Annotated in this window: 2 protein-coding genes and 1 pseudogene; all 3 read right to left on the reverse strand. The window is 55.5% G+C overall.

The window, feature by feature from the left end; all coding sequences use genetic code 11:
* Positions 1-334: 334 nt before the first annotated feature.
* A pseudogene (locus QMM04_RS22135) lies at positions 335-1,105 on the reverse strand (primase-like DNA-binding domain-containing protein); the annotation flags it as partial.
* Positions 1,106-1,490: 385 nt separating this feature from the next.
* Positions 1,491-1,841: a GPW/gp25 family protein gene (locus tag QMM04_RS22140; protein ID WP_282997057.1), complete on the reverse strand. Its 351-nt coding sequence runs from the start codon at positions 1,839-1,841 to the stop codon at positions 1,491-1,493.
* Entirely contained in the window at positions 1,838-2,428 is a 591-nt protein-coding gene (locus QMM04_RS22145) for a phage baseplate assembly protein V (protein WP_282997058.1), read from the reverse strand. The genes QMM04_RS22140 and QMM04_RS22145 overlap by 4 nt, the downstream gene beginning before the upstream one ends.
* Between the last annotated feature and the right edge of the window lie 15 nt (positions 2,429-2,443).

Consider the following 2,443-nt stretch of genomic DNA (forward strand, 5'->3'; position numbering starts at 1 on the left):
CGCACGAAAAAAAAGAATAGTACTTTAACTGTCCACCTCTCCACTTTTTCTTTTTTTTAATTTATTTTCAGACGGTTAATGGGTGGATAGTTGTTATTCAAGTGTCCACTACTCTCCACCCATCGCTTAGACTCTCCACCTGTTCTTCCAGGCATTTTTCAGTCAGGAAAGTGGAGACTGTCCACTCTAACTCTCCACCTATTAACTCTTTGTTTTACAAGAAAAGTATAAATAACGGGTGGAGAGTTGAAAATTAACTATCCACCCGTTAAGTTATTGTTATAAAAATAAAAATTAAAAAAAGTGGAGAGTAGTGGACACTTTTTTAATTTATTTATTTTTCCTGTTCTCCGGCAGCAAAAGGTAACCACGCTTCAGCATCCTGGCTGAGCGTGAGGTTAGAGCGCATATGGCCTTTGGTACTTTTCTTGCGAAGATACGCTTTACCATACTCAGCCATGGCTCCGGGCATGTCCGTGCCGAAGCGCGTCAGAGACACCGGCTTGCTCAGCCCGTTCGCCCGCATATAAGCCATATAGGCATGATAGAGATAACGTCGCGGGCTGAACGGAATCACTTCTGCATTACCGATAAACATGCCGTCACACTGTTGTGAAGCCGTCAGGTAACCGCAGAAATCCACCAGCGAATCGCACTCGCGCTTGATGGCCAGCGCCTCCTCAGACCTTTGTTGTTCAGACAGCAGCTCACGGGCCACCTGCTGATCAGCAAAGTGGGTGAGAAGGTGGCGGATGATGACTGGCAGCTCAGCCTCAATTTTTACCGTCATCAGCGGATCACGTTCGTTCTCCGGAACGACCCGTGAAAAGTTAAAAATAACCCGGCGCCGCGATATGCCCCCGCTGCGATCGCTGAACGACATGGCGTTATTATTGACGGCCAGAATGACGGCCGGGATGCGCGTGGAGTACGGCGCCTTATGCTTGGGATCAATTGCCACCTTGTCCCCGCCGGTAATGGCCTTGATGCCGGCACCGTCACCGGCATAGCGGGTCATGTCCGGCATGATGATGAGCGAGTACCCCACGATGAGCGCGCGTTCACGCGGGTTCTCCAGCGCGGCCATACTGGCAGAAACGGTGTTGCGGGCGCGGAAATCATCGTTGCTTTCCATTACCGCCGCCGTCGGAGGAATGGTCGCTTGATCTGCAGGCGTAATCGTCAGGCGCTCAACGCCGTTGTTGGCGCCGAGCTGGTCAAGGTCGCCATCGAGCGCGTACGCCACCATAACGGCCTTCGCCGCCTCGTTGATGCGCTGACGAAGTATTACCTCGCGATAGGCGTTCTCCTGCAGCAGCTTAACGATGGGCTCGGACTCCAGCGACAGCGTGCGCGCGATGGCGTCCTGCTGCTCGGCCGGATAGAGTGAAATCAGCGTGGCTTTGCGTTCAGCCAGCAGCGCTTCATAGTCCAGCGTTTCTACCACGTCGGGCGCGGGCAGCTGGCTCAGGTCGATAATTGCCATGTTTTCAGCTCACAGGAACGGTTAATGTAAATGATTGCGCGGTGTCAGCGCGGGTGCCGGTCAGCGCGACCACCATGCTGCCGTTGAAAGAGGTTTCAAAGCTGACGCCGCTCAGCTTTACGCGCGGCTCCCACTGGAGGATCGCCATGTAGCAGGCCGACATGATCTGCAGGCGCAGCGCCGTGTTCTGTGGCTGGTCAATCAGCGCCGACAGCAGCGAGCCATAGCGCCGGCGCATTACCCTGGATCCAACCGGCGTAATCAGAATATCGCGCACGGACTGGCGGATATGCTCAAGGTCAGTCAACGCCGCGCCGGTCTCCCGATTCATGCCGGTATATTTAGCGGTTGTCATTTAGGGCCGTCCGTTCTGCTGCCGCCACGCTGTACGCCGCCGTGGTCATGGTCATCCACGACGACACCATTAGAACTGAACTTACCGCCGCCATGCTCAATATTGCCGCTCATCCTGCCGCCCTGCGTGACTTCCAGCTGCGCGGTTTTAAGCAGCGCCGTGCACTCAACCTCTGGCGAGTCGAACAGGATTTTCACCGCTGCCTTGATGGTTGCCGTCTTTACGCCAGTTGCGCTCAGCGCGCCGGTTGCAGGCTCATATTCAATCACTGCGCCGTCAGGGAATGACCAGTGCAGCGCGTCAGCCGAAGCAGAGGGGGCAGCGCTGGCGTCGGAGTAAATGCCCGGCAGCACAAACCCGGTATCGAGTTCGCCGCCCAGGCATAACACGAGTACCTGCTCACCCACTGACGGTGCGTTCCACGAACGGGTTTTACCCGCGCGGGCGCTCAGCCAGTGCAGCCAGCCAGTTGTGTTTTTGCCCGTATCGACACGGCACAGCCCGTCATCAAGGTTCACGGCCGACACGGTTCCGATGCGGATCAGGTTGCGCAGCAGGCGCTGAATTTCTGCGAGTTGTTCGTTCATGCCGAAAGATTGCTT

Source organism: Pantoea sp. Pa-EAmG, assembly GCF_030024295.1.
Lineage (GTDB): Bacteria > Pseudomonadota > Gammaproteobacteria > Enterobacterales > Enterobacteriaceae > Pantoea > Pantoea dispersa.